Source organism: Pseudonocardia wallangbongensis, assembly GCF_054486945.1.
This window is the reverse complement of record NZ_JBRERS010000007.1, coordinates 59,842-79,314: the sequence shown is the minus strand read 5'-3', so window position 1 is coordinate 79,314 and position 19,473 is coordinate 59,842. Positions and strand designations below refer to the sequence as shown.

Sequence of the window (19,473 nt, the reverse complement as noted above, 5' to 3'; positions counted from 1 at the left end):
CTTTGCCCGGGGCGAGGTGTGGTTCGCGAACGCGGGGGAGGGCGGAGCGGTGAGTGAGTTGGCGAGCCCACCTTCCGGTGCGGCCGCGCCCGGGGAGTCGCCCGACGATTCGGCGATTCCGGTCAACACTGCACCGCGCGTTCCCGAGCAACAACGCTCCGACGACCGCTCGAACGACGCCGCAGGCGACACGGCGGGCGAGCAGCCCACGGTGCGCACCACGCCGGCCACCGACGTCCCCACGGCGCCCGCGGTGCCGCCCGTGCCGTCGGGCACCATCGCCGGCAGCCTGCTGGCCAGCCGTTACCGGCTGCGCACCCGCGTGGGCACCGATCCCGCTGCGTGCGCCGAGTTCTGGCGCGCCGAGGACACGATCCTGCGCCGCGACGTCGCCGTCACCGTGCTGCGGCGGCCCGCCCCCGGCGCGGTGCTCCACGACAATCTCAGCGACGTAGCCCGCGCCGAGCAGATGGTGGTGCGCGCGCTGCGTTCCGGCAGCTTCGAGCACGACGGCTGCGCCCGCCTGCTCGACGTGCTCACGCCGGGCGCCGCGAGCGTGCCCGACGACGTGCTGGGCGCCGCCGTCACCGAGTGGGTCCCCGGCCGCAGCCTGGGCGAGGTGGTGGCCGACGGCCTGGTCAAGCCGCTCGCCGCGGCTCGCGCGGTCGCACCGCTGGCCGCCGCCGCGGAGGCCGCCCACCGGCACGGACTCGTCCTCGGCTGCGACCACCCGCAGCGCGTCCGGATCACCCCGGACGGCCGCGCCCAGCTCTGCTTCGCGCTGCCCAGGTCCGACGTCACGCCGACCGACGACGTCCGCGGACTCGGCGCCGTGCTCTACACCCTGCTCACCAGCCACTGGCCGCTGTCCTCGGCCGACGCCGCCCGCGCCGGGCTGTCCGCGGCCGAGCGCACGTCGGGTGGGGCGCTGCTGCCCCCCTCGGAGCTGCGGCCCGGGGTGCCCGTCGAGCTGGACACGCTCGCCCAGGGCACCCTCGGCCCCGACGGCGCGCCGGGACACGTGCACACCGCCGCGGCGGTGCAGCGCCTGCTCACCGAGGTGGTGGCCGAGGACGACCGGATGGCGCTGTTCCCGCCGGCCCACGACGGCGTGCCGTCCTCGCCGGGGGACGTGTGGCAGGACCGCGGCCGCACCGCCGCCCCGGCCGACCCGCAGCGGCGCCGCAAGATGACCATCGCGCTCACCGCGCTCGCCGCGGCGGTGCTCATGGTCCTCGGCTACCTCGGGGTGCAGCTCGGCGCCATGTTCGTCGACAGCGGCGGCCCGCCGATCGTCGTCGAGGGCGAGCCGGTGCAGCCCGACCAGGCGCAGCCGCAGGTCGCCCCGGCCCCGGCCGGGCCCACAGTCGGCGGCCTCGCCGTCGAGGTCTACGACGAGGGCGGCGACCCCGACAACGCCGACCGGGCCGCCCGGGTGATCGACCACAACCCGGCCACGGCCTGGAACACCTCCACCTACTACCAGCAGTTCCCCGCGTACCGCCCGGGGATCGGGATCATGGTGTCGTTCGCGTCGGCGGTGCAGCTGTCCGACCTCACGATCGAGTCCCCGAGCCGCGGCACGGTGGTCGAGGTCCGCTCGGCCCCGTCCACCGACTCCCCGCTGTCGGACACGAGGAAGATCGGCGAGGTCACGCTGCAGGGCGGCCGCACCCCGGTGTCGCTGGCCGGGAGCCAGCCGGTCGAGCACGTCCTGCTGTGGATCACCAAGTTGTCCGGTGGCGACGAGCAGTACACGAGTGAGATCGGCGAGGTCGAGTTCCGCCGCGCCGGCGCTTAGGAACTGCCGGAGAGGTACGCGTCGAGCAGCGCCGCGGCGCCTTCCCGGGCCAGGTCGACCGGACGCAGTCGGTTCACGGTCCATTCCGGTCGGACGAGTTCTCCGGAACGCCCACGGGAGCAGACCCTCCCGACCTACTGTCCGACCGTGGGCGCACCGAGCGATGCGGAGCTCCTCGCCGCGCATCGCGCGGGCGACCGGCACGCGTTCGGTGAGCTGGTCGCCCGGTACCGGAGCCGGATGTGGGGCATCGCCGTGCGCACCCTGCGCCACCCCGAGGACGCCGCCGACGTCGTGCAGGAGGCGCTCGTCGCCGCCTACCGAGGGGCCGACACCTACCGGGGCGAGGCCTCGGTGCGCACCTGGCTGCACCGCATCCTCGTCAACGCCTGCATCGATCGCCTCCGCAAGGAGCGCCGCCACGTCACGGTGCCGCTGGCCGACGCCGAGCCGCGGGAGCGGCGGCCGGACCTGGCGATGGACGTCGTCACGCGGCTGTCCGTCGTGGACGCGCTCGCCGAGCTGCCGGCGCACCAGCGGGTGGCGGTGGTGCTCGTGGACGTGCAAGGTTGGCCCGTCGACGAGGTCGCCGAGGTGCTGGACGTCCCGGTCGGCACCGTGAAGAGCCGCTGCGCCCGAGGCCGTGTCCGCCTGGGGGCGCTGCTGGGACACCTGCGGGAGGAGGAGCGATGACCGAGCCCCGCGGGCGCGCCCCCCTGCCCGCCGACCTCCTCGCCGACCTCGACGCCGGCCTGCTCGACCCGGCCAGGGCCGCCGAGGTCCGGGCCGATGCGGCGCAGGACCCCGACGCCACCGCCGTGCTCGCCGCACTGGCCAGGACCCGCACCGAGCTGGGCGCGCTCGCCGACCCGCCGGTACCGGCCGAGTACGCCGCTCGGTGGGACGCCGCGCTCGCGGTGGAGGCGCCGCCACGGGTCCGCTCCCGGGAACGCCGGCTCCGCGGGCTGCGCCCGGCGCTCGTGGCGGCCGCGGTGCTCGCCGCCGCCGTGGTCGCGGGGGTGTTCTGGGCTCCCCGGGAGCCTGCCCCGATGTCGCTCGACGGGGTGGACCTGGTGGCCGCGGGCCTCACCGTGCGGGGCGACTTCGACGTCGGCGACCTGACAGATCCGGCGCGGCGGTCCGGCTGCCTGCGCGCCGTCGCACCGTCCGGGGTGGCGGCGGACGCACCGCTCCTGGGCGGCCGTGACGTCGTACTCGACGGGCGGGACGGCGTGCTCCTGCTGCTGGCGGGGGGTGAGCGCGGGCGGCTCCACATCGTGGTCGTCGCTCCGGGCTGCGGCCAGGGGGGCGGCGTCCTGCTACGCACGCGGACGATCGGCGGGTGACTCCGCTCACGCGCAGGTGCGCCCCCGTCCGCGGTGGAATGCCGATCCCTGGGAAAGTGTTGCAGGGCTGTACGCGACGAGGGAGGACGCAACCCGTGAGCAGCGATCGAGCGAACACCGGCGACGTTCGCGAAGTGATCATCGTGGGGTCGGGCCCGGCTGGTTACACCGCAGCTGTGTACGCCGCTCGCGCCCAGTTGAACCCCCTCGTGTTCGAGGGCACGCAGTTCGGCGGCGCGCTGATGACCACCACCGAGGTCGAGAACTACCCCGGCTTCGTCGACGGGATCATGGGCCCGGAGCTCATGGAGCAGATGCGCGGCCAGGCTCAGCGTTTCGGCGCCGAGCTCCGCGCGGAGGACGTCGAGGAGGTCTCGCTCGAGGGCGAGATCAAGACGGTGGTGGCCAACGGTGTCACCTACCGCGCCCGCGCCATCATCCTCGCGATGGGTGCCGCGGCCCGCTACCTGCACGTTCCCGGTGAGCAGAACCTCCTCGGGCGCGGGGTGAGCGCGTGTGCCACGTGCGACGGCTTCTTCTTCCGCGACAAGGACATCGCGGTGATCGGCGGCGGCGACTCGGCGATGGAGGAAGCCACGTTCCTCACGCGGTTCGCCCGTTCGGTCACGATCGTGCACCGCCGCGACGAGTTCCGCGCCTCGCGGATCATGCTGCAGCGCGCCAAGGACGACCCGAAGATGCGCTGGCGCACCAACGCGGAGGTCCTCGAGGTGCTCGGCGACGGCAGCGTCTCGGGCCTGCGGCTGCGCGACACGGAGACCGGCGAGGAGTCGGTGCTCGACGTCAGCGGCATGTTCGTCGCGATCGGACACGACCCGCGCAGCCAGCTCGTGAAGGACGTGCTCGCCACCGACGAGAACGGCTACGTGCAGGTCGACTCGCCGAGCACCCACACGGCGATCCCGGGCGTGTTCGCCGCGGGGGACCTCGTCGACCACGTCTACCGCCAGGCCGTCACCGCGGCCGGCTCCGGTTGTTCCGCGGCCATCGACGCCGAGCGCTGGCTCGCCGAGGCCGCGGTTCCCAGCGAGCTCGTCGGCGGTGGCTACGGAGCTGCGGCCGAGCAGGTCGCGGCCGTCACCGGCTGACTTACAGGTCACACCACGTAGTTCAGGGAACGGAGAACACATGGCCAACACCGTCGAGGTCACCGACGCCTCGTTCGAGAGCGCCGTCCTCAAGAGCGACAAGCCCGTCGTGGTCGACTTCTGGGCCACCTGGTGCGGGCCGTGCAAGATGGTCGCACCCGTGCTCGACGAGATCGCCGGGGAGAACAAGGACAAGGTCACCGTCGCCAAGCTGGACATCGACGCCAACCCGGCCACGGCGCGCGACTACCAGGTGATGTCCATCCCCACGATGATCGTGTTCCAGGACGGCAAGCCGGTGAAGCAGATCGTCGGCGCCAAGCCCAAGGCCGCGCTGCTCTCCGACCTGGCCGATTACCTCGCCTGACCCGCGCTCAGGCGGCACTGCCCCGCTCCCGCTCGTCGGGAGCGGGGCTTCGCCTTGTCGTGGGGCCTATCACGACACGAACACGGCCGGACACGGCCCGCTGTCCGCGCTTCGGCCGCGGGCAGGGCACAATGGTCGATGGCCCGGATCGGGGGCGGGCGGTCCGAGAACGGGAAGCCACTACAGCGAGCGAGGGGTGCATGCAGCTGCTGCGCCGAGGTGACAGCGGTCCGGGTGTCGTCGAGATCCGGTCCACGCTGCGACGTTTCGGCCTGCTGCCCGCGGCCGTCGCGGACGGTCTCCGCGAGGACGTCTTCGACGCCGACGTGGAGCAGGCCGTTCGCGCGTTCCAGCAACAGCGGGGTCTCATCACCGACGGGATCGTCGGGCCGGCCACCTACCGGGCGCTCCGCGAAGCCGGATGGCAGCTGGGCGACCGGATGCTCGCACTCATGATCTCCGCCCCGATGAGCGGGGACGACGTCGTCGCCCTGCAGGAGCGGCTCCTCGAGCTCGGCTACGACCCGGGCCGCCCCGGAGGGGTCTTCGACGAGCAGACCGAGGCCGCGCTGAAGAAGTTCCAGCGCGAGTACGGTCTCGTCGCCGACGGGCTGTGCGGCCCGGCCACGCTGCGGTCGCTGCGGCAGCTCGGTCGCAAGGTCACCGGCGGCCGTCCGCGGTTGCTGCGCGAGCAGGAGTTGCTGCGCCAGGCCGGCCCGCGGCTGCGGGGCAAGCGGATCGTGGTCGACCCCGGGCACGGCGGCCCCGACCGCGGGGTCGTCGCCGCCGGCGTGGCCGAGGCCGACATCGTGTGGGACCTGGCGCGCCGGCTGGTCGGCCGGATGACGGCCACCGGCATGGACGCCATGCTGTCCCGGCAGGAGGACACCTGCCCCAGCGAGACCGAGCGCGCCGCGTTCGCCAACACCGGGGGCGCCGATCTCGTGCTGTCGCTGCACAGCGACGCCAACCGGAGCATGCACGCCCAGGGCCTGGCCACGTTCCACTTCGGCAACGGGTCGGGCGCCACCTCCACGGTGGGGGAGGCCCTCGCCGGCTTCATCCAGCGCGAGTTGCTCATCCGCACGGGCATGCAGGACTGCCGCTCCCAGGCCCGCACCTGGGAGCTGCTCCGGCTCACCCGGATGCCCACGGTGCGCGTCGAGATCGGGTACCTGACGCACATCGGCGACCGGCGCCGCCTGCTCGACCCGGCCTTCCGCGACGTGGTGGCCGAAGGCATCCTCGTGGCCGTCAAACGCCTGTACCTGCTCGGCCAGGACGATCAACCGACCGGCACGTTCACCTTCTCCGATGTGCTCGCGCGGGAACTCGAGCGCGGCGGGGCCCAGGCGATCTGAGAGCCGACAGACCCCCGGGTCGGGCCAACCGGGTTCGGTAGGTGCCGAACGGCGCTCAGCGGGCCGTACAGGTCGCCCTGAACTGGCCTCTGACGGCCGCTCCGGACCGGGTGGGCACCGACCGGACGGGATCGGACGGAGCACTGCTCGTCTGCATCGGAATGGTGATGGTGCCGAGCAGCTGCTCCAGCGCCGCCTCCACGTCTTCCTTCCACGTCATCGCGGAGCGCAGCTCCATGCGCAGGCGGGGGAAGCGCGGATGGGGCCGGATGGTCTTGAATCCCACGCCGCGGAGGAAGTCGGCCGGGATGAGGCACCCGGGCTCGGAGCCCGGCCGCTGCTCGCCGAAAACCTCGATCGCCTTGACGCCGCGGCGGGTGAGATCGCGCACGACGGCCTGGGCGAGCATCCGCCCCAGCCCCTCACCCGAGAACTCGGGCAGGACCTGCATCGTGGTGAGCAGGACGGCGTCGGCGCTCACGGGGCCGGTGGGCATCTCGGCGGCGCGCGGCACCGCCGACGGCGGTGCGTACATCACGTAGCCCGCGGGCGCACCGGCCATGTAGACGACGCGGCCGCAGGAACCCCATTCGAGCAGCACCTCGGAGACCCACGCCTCCTTCTCCAGCTCGGTGGAGCCGAAGTCGACCGCCTGCTTGCCGAGGTTCTCGGAGAGCTCCCAGAAGACGCAGCGCCTGCACCGTTTGGGCAAGTCGTCCAGATTGTCGAGAGTGAGCGCCGCCACGTGCCAGGACAAACCAACCTCCGGCGGCGAGGAGCCATCGCGAAACTCGGACATACGGCGCCACTCGCCGCGCCGACCCCGAGACCATAGATCGATCCAGCCCGAAACGACAGTCCACCTGCTGCGACCGGTGCCCCTACCACGACGATCGGTCGCAGGTTCCCCCATCCGGGTACCCGCGGCAGGTCGCGGCAGGTGTGGCCTTCCCGACGACCCGGCCGGGCCGGTGAACACACCCCATACACTCGGACGGTCCGAGTCGCAGAAGATCCGGGAGGTCCACCGTGCCGCAGCCGGCCACGCCCTCATCGCCGTTCGACGCCGTGCCCGCGGGCGCAGGGGCGGCAGCGGCGGCGGGTGCGCCGCGGCCGGAGCCCACGGAGCGGTTCGCCGCCCGCACCGCCGGCATGACCGCCTCGGAGATCCGCGCTCTGTTCGCCGTGGCGAGCCGGCCCGAGGTGGTGTCCCTCGCCGGCGGCATGCCGAACCTCGCCGCCCTTCCGCTCGACGCCCTCGCGGCCGAAGTGGCGGACCTCGTCGCCCGCGACGGCCAGGTCGCCCTGCAGTACGGCTCCGCACAGGGCGTGCCGGCCCTGCGCGAGCAGATCTGCGAGGTGATGGCGCTCGAGGGTGTCCGCGCCGACCCCGACGACGTCGTCGTCACCGTGGGCTCGCAGATGGCGCTCGACCTCGTCACGCGCATCTACTGCGACCCCGGCGACGTCGTGCTCGCCGAGGGACCGTCGTACGTCGGCGCGCTCGGCAGCTTCGCCGCATACCAGACGCGCGTCGTGCACGTCGCGATGGACGAGCACGGCCTCGTCCCCGACCTGCTTCGGGATGCGCTGCGGTCGCTCGACGCCGAGGGGATCACCCCGAAGTTCCTCTACACGATCCCGAACTTCCACAACCCCGCAGGCGTCACGCTCGCCGTCGAGCGGCGGTCCGAGATCCTCGAGATCTGCGCGTCGTACGGCGTGGCCGTCGTCGAGGACAACCCGTACGGGCTCCTCGGGTTCAGCGGCCGCACGTACCCGGCGCTGCGCTCCATGGACCGTGACGTCGTGTACCTCGGGTCGTTCTCGAAGACGTTCGCTTCCGGCCTGCGGGTGGGCTGGGCGCTCGTGCCGCCCGCGGTGCGGGACCGGCTCGTGCTCGCCTCGGAGTCGGCCGCGCTGTGCCCGCCGAGCTTCACGCAGATGCTCGTGTCGCGGTACCTCGGCGCACACGACTGGCGCAGCCAGATCAAGACCTTCACCGAGGCCTACCGCGACCGGCGGGACGCCATGCTCGAGGCGCTCGAGGCGCACATGCCCGAGGGTTGCACGTGGAACGTGCCGGACGGCGGCTTCTACGTCTGGCTCACGGTGCCCGAGGGCGTCGACACGAAGGCGATGCTGCCGCGGGCGGTCACGGCGCGCGTCGCGTACGCGTCCGGCACCGGCTTCTACGCCGACGGGTTCGGCAGCCGGCAGCTGCGCCTGTCCTACTGCTACCCGACCCCGGCGCGCATCACCGAGGGCGTGCGCCGGCTCGCCGCCGTGTTGGAAGCGGAGCTGGACGTCATGCGCACGTTCGGCAACCCCGCCCGGCCGGCGCTCGGCAGCGGACCGCAGGCGCCGAGCCCTCACACGCCCTGATCGCACCGGTGCCGCAGAATGCGGCGGTGATCGAACGAACTGTCGCTGTGCTTGCCGGTGGGCTCTCCCACGAACGCGAGGTCTCCCTGCGGTCCGGCCGCCGGCTCGCCACCGCGCTGCGCGACGCCGGAGCGGACGTCCGAGAGTGGGACGTCGACGGCTCGCTCGTCGCACGGCTGCGTAGCGATCCACCCGACGCTGTTGCGATCGCGCTGCACGGGGGAGAGGGCGAGAACGGGTCGGTCCAGGCCGTCCTGGAGCTGCTCGACGTCCCGTTCGTCGGGACGCCCGCGCAGGCGTGCCGGCGGGCGTGGGACAAGCCGACGGCGAAGGCGGAGCTCGCGGGCGCCGGGCTCGCCACCCCGGACTGGGTGGCGTTGCCGCACACGACGTTCCGCGCACTGGGGGCGCAGGCCGTCCTCGACGCGATGGTCGACCGCCTCGGCCTCCCGTTGATGGTGAAGCCGGACCAAGGTGGGTCCGCGCTCGGGGCGCAGGTCGTCACCGCGCGGTCCGAGCTCCCCGCCGCGATGGTGAGCTGCCTCGCGTACTCGGACACGGTGCTGGCGGAACGCTTCGTGCGCGGCACCGAGGTCGCCGTCACGGTCGTCGACGACGGCGCGGGACTGCGCGCACTGCCGGCGGTGGAGATCGACGCCCGGGGCGGCTTCTACGACTACACGGCGCGCTACACGCCCGGCGCCGTCTCCTTCCACTGCCCCGCCCGACTGGAGGCCGCCACGCTCGCCCGCGTGGAGGAGGCGGCGCTCGCGGCCCACCGGTTGCTCGGCCTCCGCGACGTGTCCCGCACCGATGCGGTCGTCGAACCCGACGGCCGCATCCAGGTGCTCGAGGTGAACGTGTCGCCGGGGATCACCGAGACGTCGTTGCTCCCGCTGTCGGTCCGGACCGCGGGGATGGACCTCGGGCGGCTCTACGTGGCGCTCGTCGAGCGCGCGATCGGCCGGCCTCGTTTCATGTGAAACACGTCGCCGATCCTCGCGCGGTGTTTCACGTGAAACGGGGGATCAGCACAACGCGGGGTCGGCGCCAGCGCTGGTGTGATGCTCGGGTGGCAGCGCCGCGGTAGCTGGGGCGGACGAGGCTTGATCACCGTTTTCGGTTCTCCCGCCGCTCCCGGAGGTGTTGCCGAATCGCGGCCGCGGTGGTGTTTCGGTGGTCGAGGGGTTGATCGGTCTCCCGGGACCCGTGGGCCAGTGGGCGTTCCGCTGCGGTGGGCGCGCCGTGCCCGGCCGGTCGCGGTCTGCTTCCCCCGTCTCGCCGTGGTCTCGCGCGCGTTCGCGCAGCTTGTTCTGGTTCGCCGCCTCGGGCGGGTGGCCGGGCTGGGTTCACCACCGTCCCCTGGGGTTGCGGGGCGGCCGTCCCCGACGTGAGGGCACGCCGGTTTCCTACGAGACCGTCCCTGCTGGATGCCTACGCAACTGTCCGGTGGTCCCGTCGTGCGATCAGGCCCTCGGCGATCGTCGGTGCGTTCACTGCGGAACGCCGCGGGGTTGTCCACCGGCTCGAGATCGACGTGACGGGTCCCGGGGCGAGGGCGGATCCAAGCCCCGTGAGGTCTACGTCGTCCCGGTGGACAACTTCCGCCGGCCGGGTTCGGCGGCAGCCGCCTGCGAGGCGGGCACCCGCATGCCGCGGATCACGGTTCCCGAGGGCGCCGGGTGGGATCTCGCAACGATCAACCCGTCATGATCGGACCGAGATTCGCCGCAGCGCCCACCCGAAGGCGCCCAGCCACACCTGATCACGAAGAGGGCGCCTCCGGTGGCGCCGGGTGCCGTAGGCGGGCACCCGGGATCAGCCGGGGCGAACACGTGCCGGACCAGGACGGGGACACTGCGCACCGTTCCACGTGAAACATCGCCCTCCCGGCCCTACCGACCGACGCTCACGAGGCCGTAAGCGGGCCATACAGGGCGCCCTGAGAACGCCGCTGCCGGCCGCTCGCGCGGCCGGTAGATGGAGGGGGGAGGGCGGGGAGGTTCAGCCTTCGGGGCGGTCCATCAGCTTGGCAATCCGCTCCAGGTCCTCGACCGAGCCGAACTCGACCACGATCCGGCCCTTGCGCTGCCCGAGCTCGACCTTGACGCGGGTGTCGAACGCATCGGACAGGCGCTCGGCCAGATCCTGCAGGCCGGGTGCCTGCATCGGCTTGCGCCGGGCGGGCTTGGCGGCAGAGGAGGGAGAGTCACGGCGGAGGAGCACCACCGCCTCCTCCGTGGCGCGCACCGACAGACCTTCGGCGACGATGCGGGTGGCGAGGTCCTCCTGCTGACCCGGATCCTCGACGCCGAGCAGTGCGCGGGCGTGCCCGGCGGACAGCACGCCCGCCGCGACCCGACGCTGGACCGACACCGGCAGCTTCAGCAGCCGGATCGTGTTGGTGACGACCGGCCGGCTGCGGCCGATCCGATCGGCCAGCTCGGTCTGCGTGACCCCGAACTCGGCCAGCAGCTGCTCGTAGGCCGCGGCCTCGTCGAGGGGGTTGAGCTGGACGCGGTGGATGTTCTCCAGCAGGGCGTCGCGCAGCATCGCGTCGTCGCCCGTCCTCCGGACGATCGCCGGCAGCTCCGTGAGGCCGGCGCGCTGGGCGGCCCGCCAGCGCCGCTCGCCCATGACGAGCTCGTAGGAGCCTGCCGAGATCTCGCGAACGACGATCGGCTGGAGCAACCCGAACTCACGGATCGAGTGTTCGAGCTCGGCGAGCGCCTCCTCGTCGAACTGGGTGCGCGGCTGCTTGGCGTTGGGCTGCACCGCGGCGAGGTCGATCTCGCGGTACACGGCTCCGCCCACCGGCACGGGGGCCGTGCCGTCGGTGGTGCGCTCGGAGGGTCCGGGCTGGGCGGGCGCCGGGATGGTCGGGCCCGCCAGCGCCGACGTCGCCCGGCCGGCCGCGATCGAGCCCACGGCACCCGGACCCGTGGGGTCCGGCTGTGCCGGTGCGGTGGGGATGAGCGCAGCGAGCCCGCGCCCCAGTCCACCCTTCCGCTGCGGGGCGGTCTTCTGGGCCGTGGGGCGGGTAGGAGGCGCCTCGCGCTCAGGCATGTGCCGTTACCGCCCGTCCTGGTCCGGCGGCACGGGCATCTCCGCACCACGCTCGGCGATCTCGCGGGCCGCGTCGACATAGCTCATCGCGCCGCGTGAACCCGGATCGTAAGCCAGCACGGTCTGGCTGTATCCGGGAGCTTCGGAGACCTTCACGCTGCGCGGGATCACGGTGCGCAGCGCCGTGGACCCGAAGTGCTCACGCACCTCGCTCGTGACCTGATCGGCGAGCTTGGTGCGTCCGTCGTACATCGTGAGCAGGATCGTCGAGACGTGCAGGCTCGTGTTGAGGTGGGACCGCACGAGGTCGATGTTGTTCAGCAGTTGGCCGAGCCCCTCCAGCGCGTAGTACTCGCACTGGATCGGGATCAGCACCTCCCTCGCCGCCACGAGCGCATTGACGGTGAGCAGGCCGAGCGAGGGCGGGCAGTCCACGAACACGTAGTCCACGTCGAGCTCTTCGAGCGCCTCCGCGGAGAGGGCCTGCCGGAGGCGGTTCTCCCGGGCCACCATGCTGACGAGCTCGATCTCCGCACCGGCCAGGTCGATGGTGGCCGGGACGCAGAGCAGGTTCGAGGACGCCGTGCTCTCAGCGGCCGCCTCCGCCAGCCGGATCTCACCGAGCAGGGCCTCGTACACCGACGGCGTGCCCAGCCGGTGCTCCACCCCGAGGGCGGTGCTGGCGTTGCCCTGCGGGTCGAGGTCGATCACGAGAACGCGGACGCCGTGCATCGCGAGCGCGGCGGCCACGTTCACGGTGCTGGTGGTCTTTCCGACGCCGCCCTTCTGGTTGGCGACGGTGAGGACCCGCCGATGGGTCGGGCGCGGCATCCGGTAGCGATCGGGATGCAGCACGCGCGCCGCGCGCGCCGCTTCCTCCGCGATCGGAGTCCACCCGGGTGTTTCACGTGAAACATGGTCAGGGGAGATCTCGTACTGGGACACCTTGAACGTCACGCCCGCCCTCTCCTGCGCGTCGTGCGGACCGGGGCACCGGCCATTCGCTCGACGACGACCACCGTGCTCGGTGGATCGATGATCCCCGACCCGCACCGTTCGATTCGGGGGACCCCACCGCCGAGCCGTCGCACGGCCGCGGCATCCCGTTCCACCTCGTCCGCCGCACCGGCCCCCTTGATCGCGAGCATCTGCCCACCCGGCCGGAGCAGCGGCAGGCACCAGCCGGCGAGGCGAGCCAGCGGCGCGACGGCACGAGAGGTCACCACGTCGGCTCCCTCCCATCGCCGCCGCACAACATCTTCCTCGGCTCGGCCCCGCTCCACATCCACCGCCACGCCGAGATCGGCGATCACCTCGCGCAACCACTCGACCCGACGAGCGAGCGGCTCCACGAGGACGACGCGAGTGTCGGGCAGGGCCAGTCCCAACGGTATCCCGGGAAGGCCCGCTCCCGAACCCACGTCCACGAGACGCGCGCCATCCGGCACCAGGGCCGCGACGACCGCGCAGTTGAGCACGTGCCGCTCCCACACGCGGTCCGCCTCGCGTGGACCGACCAGCCCACGCTCGACCCCGGAGGTGGCGAGGTGCTCGGCGAAGCGCCGAGCGAGCGGCAGGCGTTCACCGAAGAGGGCAGACCCCGGATCAGGACCCGTATCAGGCACTGCGGAATACGACGACCTGGCGGCGCGGCTCCTCACCCTCGCTCTCGCTGGCCACGCCCTTCACCTTCGCGACGGCGTCGTGCACGACCTTGCGCTCGAACGGCGTCATCGCGCGCAGGCGCACCGACTCGCCGGTCTCCAGCACGTCGTTGGCGGTACGGGTACCGAGCGCGCTGAGCTCGTCACGCCGCCCTTCCCGCCACTTCGCGATGTCGAGCATCAGCCGGCTCCGGTTGCCCGACGCCTGCTGGACCGCGAGCCGGGTGAGCTCCTGCAGCGCCTCGAGCACGGCGCCGCGTTCCCCGACGAGCTTCTCGAGGTCCTCGCCACCGACGATGCTGATGATCGCGCGCCCCGCCTCGACGTCCAGGTCGATATCGCCGTCGTAGTCCAGGATGTCCAACAGCTGCTCGAGGTAGTCGCCGGCGATGTCGCCTTCACGCACCAGCTGGTCCTCGGCCGAGGTGGGCCCGTCCTGCGCAGTCTTCGGCACGATGCGTCTCCTCTCTGAACAGGTGCGGCGCGCCCGGTGGCCCGGAACGCGCCGCTGCGGCCGCCGGTGGGGCGACCGCGGAAGTCTCGTGGGTCAGCGGCGCTTGCGCGTGCGGCGCGCCGGCGGCCGGGCGCCGCCTCCGCTGCGCGCACCGCGGTCGGCGCCGCCCTGGCTGCCGTTCAGGCTCTTGCCCGAGCCGTTTCCGGACGTGCTCTCCGGATCGGTTGCCGCAGCAGCGCCGTTCGATCCCGAATCGACCGGCTTGCGGGTGATCGGCTTGGAACCCGGGCGCTTCTCCGGCTGCTTCGGCTCGTCGGCCTGCGCCTCCGGCCGCACCGGCTTCTGGCCGGGCCGGGGAGCCCGCGCCTGCCGGTTGACGGCCGTCTGCTCACGCTTGGCGCTCTCCTCCACGTCGATCCGCTTGTAGACGACGTACTGCTGCCCGAGCGTCCACAGGTTGTTCGACACCCAGTAGAGGAGCACGGCGAGCGGGAGGAACGGCGCACCGACGACCACACCGATCGGGAACACGTACAGCATCAACCGGTTCATGATCGCGGTCTGCGGGTTCTCGGCCTGCGCCGCGGTCTGCCGGGCCACCGAGTGCCGGGCGGTGATGTGGGTGAAGATGCCCGCGGCGATCATCAGCGGGATCATCACGATCAGCATGTGGGCGATCGAGGTGCCCGCGGCGTTGAGCACCTGCTCGCCCTGCGTCACCCAGCTGCCCAGCTTCGCCCCGAACAGGGACGAGCGGTTGAAGGAGTGGACCTCCTCCAGCCCGAAGAAGTAGTTCTCGGTGCGCGGCGAGCCGTCGCCGTTGAGGGGCCCGAACTCGCGCAGCACGTGGAACAGGCCGATGAACACCGGCACCTGCACCAGGACCGGCAGGCAGCCGCCGAGCGGGTTGACGCCGTGCTCCTTCTGGAGCCGCTGCATCTCCTCGGCCTGCTTCTGCTTGTCGTTGGCGTACTTCTTGCGGAGCTTGGCGATCTCCGGCTGGAACTCCTGCATCCGGCGCATCGAGCGCACCTGGTGCACGAACGGCTTGTAGAGGATGGCCCGCAGCGTGAAGACCAGGAACATCACCGACAGCGCCCACGCGACGCCGTTGTCCGGGCCCAGGAGGAAGCCGAAGACCTCGTGCCAGACCCAGAGGATGAACGAGACCGGGTAGTAGATGAAGTTCAGCACGGGGCTTGCTCCTCGATGTTCTTCCGGGCCGAGCGGGAACGGCGCGGAGGCACCGGGTCGACTCCGCCAGGGTGCCATGGCGCGCAGCGCACCAACCGCCGGACCGTGAACCAGGAACCGCGCAGCAGCCCGTGCACCTGCAGCGCTTCGATCGCGTACGCGCTGCAGGTGGGGTAGAAGCGGCAGGTCGGGGGGAGCGCCGGCGAGACCCAGCGCTGGTAACCGCGCAGGAGCGCGACGGGGAACCGCGTCAGCGGCGAACGTCGCTCGTCATCCACGGCGGGCCGCGTGCTTCCGGAGGACGCCCCTCAGGCCGGCGTCGAGGTCGTCGCCCAGCTCGCCCGACGTGGCGTCGGCTGCCGGCGGCAGCGCCCTGACCACGATCATCGCTCCGGGCGGGAGTGCACCGAGCCGAGGCGCGAGGAGGTGCCGCAGCCGGCGGCTCACCCGGTGGCGGACCACCGAGCCACCCACGGCCTTGCTCACCACGAGCCCGGCGCGGGGGACACCGTCGCCTGAACCGTGCATGTGGACCACGAGCCTGGACCGGCCGCTGCGCCACCCCCGCCGGAGGACGGCGACGAACTCGTCCCGGCGCGTGAGCCGGGACACCGCCGGCAGCACCGGTCCGGCCGGATCAGGCGGAGAGCCGCTGGCGGCCCTTGCCACGGCGGGCCGCGACGATGGCGCGCCCGGCGCGGGTGCGCATGCGCAGCCTGAAGCCGTGCGTACGGGCCCGGCGGCGGTTGTTGGGCTGGAAGGTGCGCTTGCCCTTGCTCACGGTCGGCTCTCCTGGACGACGGCGATGCAGGGCAGGCCGTCGCTGATCATCATGCGGGTGCTTCGGACGGTGGTGCTTCGGCGCCCGAACGGGTCGTGCGCCATTCCCGGCGCACGACGGGCGCACGACGGCCAGCACTCGACCCGTATGCACGGGCACGGTTGAAACCAGGGTACGCAGCGTGTGGAGAAGGGGTCAAACCAGGCCACCCCCGTCCGCGCGAGCATCCGGTTGCCCGATCGCGGGACACCGTGACTTGTGGCCGCAGCCCGACGTTGTTAGCGTGCCTCCTTCCACAGGTAGATCCGGGGGGATCGCCAAATCGGTCGGCTGCCCGGGCCCGCGCGTCTCTCACGCTGCGTGCCCGCGTACCGTCTTGCGCACAGGTGTGGACAAGTCTGGGGATGATCGCCCCTTCATTCGGGGTGCGTAGTCGTCCGGGGCGACGACCGGAGGGGAGCGCGGACCGGTGGCCGACCAACCAGGAGACTTGGGACAGGTCTGGAACCGCGTCATCGCCGATCTCTCCGGCGCGGCCGCGGGCTCCGGGCAGTCGCTCTCCCCTCAGCAACGCGCCTTCCTCCGTCTCACGCGCCCGCTGGGTCTGATCGACGGCACCGCGTTGCTCGCCGCGCCGAGCGAGTTCGCCAAGGACGCGATCGAGCGGATCCTGCGGCGGCCGATCAGCGACGCGCTCGGCCGGCACCTCGGCGTCACGGTCAACCTCGCGGTCGTCGTCGACGCCTCCGCCGCATCCGGTGGCACCGAGGTGCCCGACCCGCCCGGGATGGCGCCCCGCACCTCCGCCGCCACCGGCACGTCCCGTTCCGATGACTCCCTGCCCGCCGAACAACCCGAGAAGCCGGCCGCATCGGGCGGGGCCGCGCTGGCCACCACCGGACCCCTCGCGGCCGTGGCCGAGGCCGACGGCGCGCGCAACGGCGGTGGTCCCCGCGAGAACGGCGACGCCCGTCCCCCCGAGGTCTGGCCCACCTACTCCGGTCCGCCCGCGGGCGAGACCGTCACCCCGCGCTCGCAGACGCGGCTGAACGAGAAGTACACGTTCGACACGTTCGTGATCGGGGCGTCCAACCGCTTCAGCCACGCCGCGGCCGTCGCGGTGGCCGAGGCGCCGGCGCGGGCGTACAACCCGCTCTTCATCTGGGGCGAGTCCGGGCTGGGGAAGACCCACCTGCTGCACGCGGTCGGCCATTACACGCAGCGGCTGTTCCCGGGCATGCGCGTGCGGTACGTCTCCACCGAGGAGTTCACGAACGACTTCATCAACTCGCTGCGCGACGACCGGAAGGTGGCGTTCCAGCGCCGCTACCGCGACATCGACGTGCTGCTGGTGGACGACATCCAGTTCCTGGAGGGCAAGGAAGGGACGCAGGAGGAGTTCTTCCACACCTTCAACACCCTCCACAACGCGAACAAGCAGATCGTCGTGTCCTCCGACCGGCCGCCCAAGCGGCTGGAGACCCTCGAGGACCGGATGCGCACGCGGTTCGAGTGGGGCCTCATCACCGACATCCAGCCACCCGAGCTGGAGACGCGGATCGCGATCCTGAGGAAGAAGGCGGCTCAGGACCGCCTCGCCGTCCCCGGCGACGTCCTCGAGTTCATCGCCGAGCGCATCGAGCGCAACATCCGCGAGTTGGAGGGCGCTCTCATCCGGGTCACGGCGTTCGCGTCGCTGAACCGGCAGCCGGTCGACACGCAGCTCGCCGAGATCGTGCTGCGCGACCTCATCCCCGACTCCGCCGCGTCCGAGATCACCGCGCCCACGATCATGGCCGTCACCGCCGAGTTCTTCGGTGTCACGATCGACGAGCTGTGCGGCCCGGGGAAGTCCAAGGCACACGCCCAGCCCCGCCAGATCGCCATGTACCTGTGCCGGGAGCTGACCGACCTCTCGCTGCCGCGCATCGGGCAGACCTTCGGCGGCCGCGACCACACCACGGTCATGCACGCCGACAAGAAGATCCGCAACGAGATCGCCCAGCGCCGCAAGACCTTCGAACAGGTCCAGGAGCTGACGGCGCGGATCAAGCAGCGCGCCCGCCACTGACGACCGGCCCCGTCGTACGAGCGGCACCCTCGTCCGTATCTATCGGACGGGCGTGCCGCTCGTTCAATCCATGGCTCCGCGCCCAGACCTCTCGCTCTCCGTGACCACACGCGGTCACGGAATGTCGTCACGCCCGTGCGACGAGGCAGCTTCGCGGGTTGCTCACAGTGAGGTTCAGCAGCCGGATCCGGTCGCGCTCCGTCCTCACCCGACCACTCTTCACCCACATCTGGGGACAACTCTGTGGATGGACGCCGCGGGGCCCGTGGACGGATCGTGCGCACCCGGTGGAAAACCGGTGTCCACGGCGGGGACAGATGCCCGTTCCGGAGCGTCATCCACGGGTGCCGGCATCTGCCCACGGGTGCGCCCACGCCGGTCTCCACATCCGGACACGGCATCTGACCAGGGCGAACTCCATCCATCCACACTGCGCACAGGCCCTATCACTACTGCTGGTTCTCTCTCTTTGAACATCTAAGAAAGAAGAAGCGACGTGGATGGAGTCGGACGAGGGTGCTTCGATCGGGTACCCCATGGCCGGGATGACACCCGCCGTCCGGAGGCTCTACGGTGGTCTCCCCGGACCGGGTCTTCCCGGCACCGCGGCGGCGTCCGGGCGCCGCACCCACCACGCCCGCCGGCACTTCAGCCGGCGACCCCGAGTCGTCCCCAGCGCGAGAGGTCCCCTCATGAAGTTCCGGGTCGAACGCGACGTCCTCGCCGACGCCGCCGCCTGGGTGGCCCGCAGCCTCCCGGCACGGCCGCCGGTCCCGGTGCTCGGCGGCGTTCTCGTCGAGGCTGCGGGCGGGGCCGAGGGGGACCGCCTCACGGTCTCCGGGTTCGACTACGAGACGTCCGCGCGCGTCGAGCTCGACGCCACGATCGGCGACCCGGGCCGGGTGCTCGTCTCCGGCCGGCTGCTCGCAGACATCACCCGGGCGCTTCCCCCGAAGCCGGTCGACCTGGTCGTCGACGGGGCCCGCGCCACGATCAACTGTGGCAGCAGCCGGTTCAGCCTGCCGACGATGCCGGTCGAGGACTACCCGCAGCTGCCGGCCATGCCGCAGCTCGCGGGCACGGTGGCGGCGGGCGAGCTCGCGGAGGCCGTCGCGCAGGTCGCCGTTGCGGCCGGCCGGGACGACACGCTGCCGATGCTCACCGGCATCCGGCTGGAGATCGAGGGGGAGCAGCTCACCCTCGCCGCCACCGACCGGTTCCGGCTCGCCGTCCGCGAGCTCGACTGGACCCCGGAGGACGGCGCGCAGTCGAGCGCGGTGCTGATCCCGGCGCGCACGCTCGCCGAGGTGGCGAAGACGCTTTCCGGCGCAGGCACCGTGGAGATCGCGCTGTCGGCGGGCGACGGGATGCTGGGAATCACGGGCGGCGGTCGTCGTGCCACCACCCGGCTGCTCGACGCGGAGTTCCCGCGGTTCCGCCAGCTGATCCCGGCCGAGCACACGAGCGCCGCCGTCGTCGAGGTCGCCCCGCTCGTCGAGGCGATCAAGCGCGTGGCCCTGGTCACCGACCGCGTCGCGCAGGTGCGCATGGAGTTCGCCGACGACGGGCTGCGCCTGGCTGCCGGCGGCGACGACGTGGGCAGCGCGGAGGAAGAGCTTCCGTGTGAACTCGACGGCGCGCCGCTCGTCATCGCGTTCAACCCCGGGTACCTTCTCGACGGCCTCGGTGCCCTGCACACCGAGCGGGCGCAGCTCACGTTCACCACGCCGAACCGCCCCGCACTGGTGCGCCCGGTCCCGCCCGCGCCGGCAGAGGACGGGGCCACGGAGGAGACTGTGGAACCGGTGCCGGGGTACCTGCACCTGCTGATGCCCGTGCGCCTGCCCGGCTGAGTGCCCGGCGCGCACCCGATT

At 72.3% G+C, this 19,473-nt stretch carries 19 protein-coding genes; 10 read left to right on the top strand and 9 right to left on the bottom strand.

The features are described 5' to 3' along the window. Window positions 1-49: 49 nt before the first annotated feature. The 6 genes from ACU436_RS24970 (at window position 50) to ACU436_RS24945 (ending at window position 5,984) form a co-directional block, all read left to right on the top strand. Window positions 50-1,801, top strand: coding sequence for a protein kinase family protein (locus tag ACU436_RS24970; RefSeq protein WP_459029254.1), 1,752 nt, complete (start codon window positions 50-52; stop codon window positions 1,799-1,801). A gap of 147 nt (window positions 1,802-1,948) precedes the next feature. Continuing rightward, complete coding sequence (gene sigM / locus ACU436_RS24965; protein ID WP_459029252.1) at window positions 1,949-2,494, top strand: RNA polymerase sigma factor SigM; 546 nt, start codon at window positions 1,949-1,951, stop codon at window positions 2,492-2,494. Next, complete coding sequence (locus tag ACU436_RS24960; protein WP_459029250.1) at window positions 2,491-3,147, top strand: hypothetical protein; 657 nt, start codon at window positions 2,491-2,493, stop codon at window positions 3,145-3,147. Before sigM ends, ACU436_RS24960 begins: the two co-directional genes overlap by 4 nt. Window positions 3,148-3,242: 95 nt before the next feature. Next, window positions 3,243-4,256, top strand: coding sequence for a thioredoxin-disulfide reductase (trxB, locus tag ACU436_RS24955; protein ID WP_459029248.1), 1,014 nt, complete (start codon window positions 3,243-3,245; stop codon window positions 4,254-4,256). Window positions 4,257-4,296: 40 nt separating this feature from the next. Then, window positions 4,297-4,623, top strand: a complete 327-nt coding sequence (gene trxA / locus ACU436_RS24950; protein ID WP_459029247.1) for a thioredoxin — start codon at window positions 4,297-4,299, stop codon at window positions 4,621-4,623. Between the two features lie 200 nt (window positions 4,624-4,823). Then, window positions 4,824-5,984, top strand: coding sequence for an N-acetylmuramoyl-L-alanine amidase (locus ACU436_RS24945; RefSeq protein ID WP_459029244.1), 1,161 nt, complete (start codon window positions 4,824-4,826; stop codon window positions 5,982-5,984). Between the two features lie 55 nt (window positions 5,985-6,039). On the opposite strand, the gene ACU436_RS24940 is transcribed toward ACU436_RS24945, so the two are convergent. Next, entirely contained in the window at window positions 6,040-6,741 is a 702-nt protein-coding gene (locus ACU436_RS24940) for a GNAT family N-acetyltransferase (protein WP_459029242.1), read from the bottom strand. Between the two features lie 311 nt (window positions 6,742-7,052). Here ACU436_RS24940 and ACU436_RS24935 point away from each other — a divergent pair, with 311 nt between their 5' ends. Together ACU436_RS24935 and ACU436_RS24930 are read left to right on the top strand one after the other, a co-directional pair. After that, the gene (locus ACU436_RS24935) at window positions 7,053-8,369 is read left to right on the top strand and encodes an aminotransferase-like domain-containing protein (protein ID WP_459029633.1); all 1,317 of its coding nucleotides are present in this window, start codon (window positions 7,053-7,055) and stop codon (window positions 8,367-8,369) included. 26 nt (window positions 8,370-8,395) lie between these two features. Further along, window positions 8,396-9,352 (top strand): D-alanine--D-alanine ligase family protein, encoded by a 957-nt coding sequence (locus ACU436_RS24930; protein ID WP_459029240.1) that lies wholly within the window; start codon window positions 8,396-8,398, stop codon window positions 9,350-9,352. A 1,021-nt stretch (window positions 9,353-10,373) separates the two neighbouring features. Here the strand turns inward: ACU436_RS24930 and ACU436_RS24925 are convergent. The 8 genes from ACU436_RS24925 to rpmH all read right to left on the bottom strand — a co-directional run bounded on the left by ACU436_RS24925 (window position 10,374) and on the right by rpmH (window position 15,528). Then, on the bottom strand, window positions 10,374-11,435 hold the full coding sequence (locus tag ACU436_RS24925; protein ID WP_459029238.1) for a ParB/RepB/Spo0J family partition protein: 1,062 nt from the start codon (window positions 11,433-11,435) through the stop codon (window positions 10,374-10,376). A gap of 6 nt (window positions 11,436-11,441) precedes the next feature. Further along, window positions 11,442-12,365: a ParA family protein gene (locus ACU436_RS24920; protein WP_459029632.1), complete on the bottom strand. Its 924-nt coding sequence runs from the start codon at window positions 12,363-12,365 to the stop codon at window positions 11,442-11,444. Between the two features lie 23 nt (window positions 12,366-12,388). Further along, window positions 12,389-13,060: a 16S rRNA (guanine(527)-N(7))-methyltransferase RsmG gene (rsmG, locus tag ACU436_RS24915; protein ID WP_459029236.1), complete on the bottom strand. Its 672-nt coding sequence runs from the start codon at window positions 13,058-13,060 to the stop codon at window positions 12,389-12,391. Next, window positions 13,053-13,553 carry a Jag family protein gene (locus ACU436_RS24910; protein WP_459029234.1) on the bottom strand — a complete coding sequence of 167 codons (501 nt, stop codon included), beginning with the start codon at window positions 13,551-13,553 and terminating at the stop codon, window positions 13,053-13,055. The genes rsmG and ACU436_RS24910 overlap by 8 nt, the downstream gene beginning before the upstream one ends. 93 nt (window positions 13,554-13,646) lie before the next feature. After that, window positions 13,647-14,747, bottom strand: coding sequence for a membrane protein insertase YidC (gene yidC, locus ACU436_RS24905; RefSeq protein ID WP_459029232.1), 1,101 nt, complete (start codon window positions 14,745-14,747; stop codon window positions 13,647-13,649). Then, window positions 14,741-15,025 (bottom strand): membrane protein insertion efficiency factor YidD, encoded by a 285-nt coding sequence (yidD, locus tag ACU436_RS24900; protein WP_459029231.1) that lies wholly within the window; start codon window positions 15,023-15,025, stop codon window positions 14,741-14,743. The genes yidC and yidD overlap by 7 nt, the downstream gene beginning before the upstream one ends. Further along, on the bottom strand, window positions 15,018-15,371 hold the full coding sequence (gene rnpA, locus ACU436_RS24895; RefSeq protein ID WP_459029228.1) for a ribonuclease P protein component: 354 nt from the start codon (window positions 15,369-15,371) through the stop codon (window positions 15,018-15,020). The genes yidD and rnpA overlap by 8 nt, the downstream gene beginning before the upstream one ends. 13 nt (window positions 15,372-15,384) lie before the next feature. Next, on the bottom strand, window positions 15,385-15,528 hold the full coding sequence (gene rpmH, locus ACU436_RS24890) for a 50S ribosomal protein L34 (RefSeq protein ID WP_075952533.1): 144 nt from the start codon (window positions 15,526-15,528) through the stop codon (window positions 15,385-15,387). Between the two features lie 469 nt (window positions 15,529-15,997). On the opposite strand from rpmH, the gene dnaA reads away from it, so the two are divergent. Continuing rightward, window positions 15,998-17,599 carry a chromosomal replication initiator protein DnaA gene (gene dnaA, locus ACU436_RS24885; protein ID WP_459029226.1) on the top strand — a complete coding sequence of 534 codons (1,602 nt, stop codon included), beginning with the start codon at window positions 15,998-16,000 and terminating at the stop codon, window positions 17,597-17,599. A gap of 692 nt (window positions 17,600-18,291) precedes the next feature. Next, window positions 18,292-19,452: a DNA polymerase III subunit beta gene (dnaN, locus tag ACU436_RS24880; protein WP_459029224.1), complete on the top strand. Its 1,161-nt coding sequence runs from the start codon at window positions 18,292-18,294 to the stop codon at window positions 19,450-19,452. Window positions 19,453-19,473 lie beyond the last annotated feature (21 nt).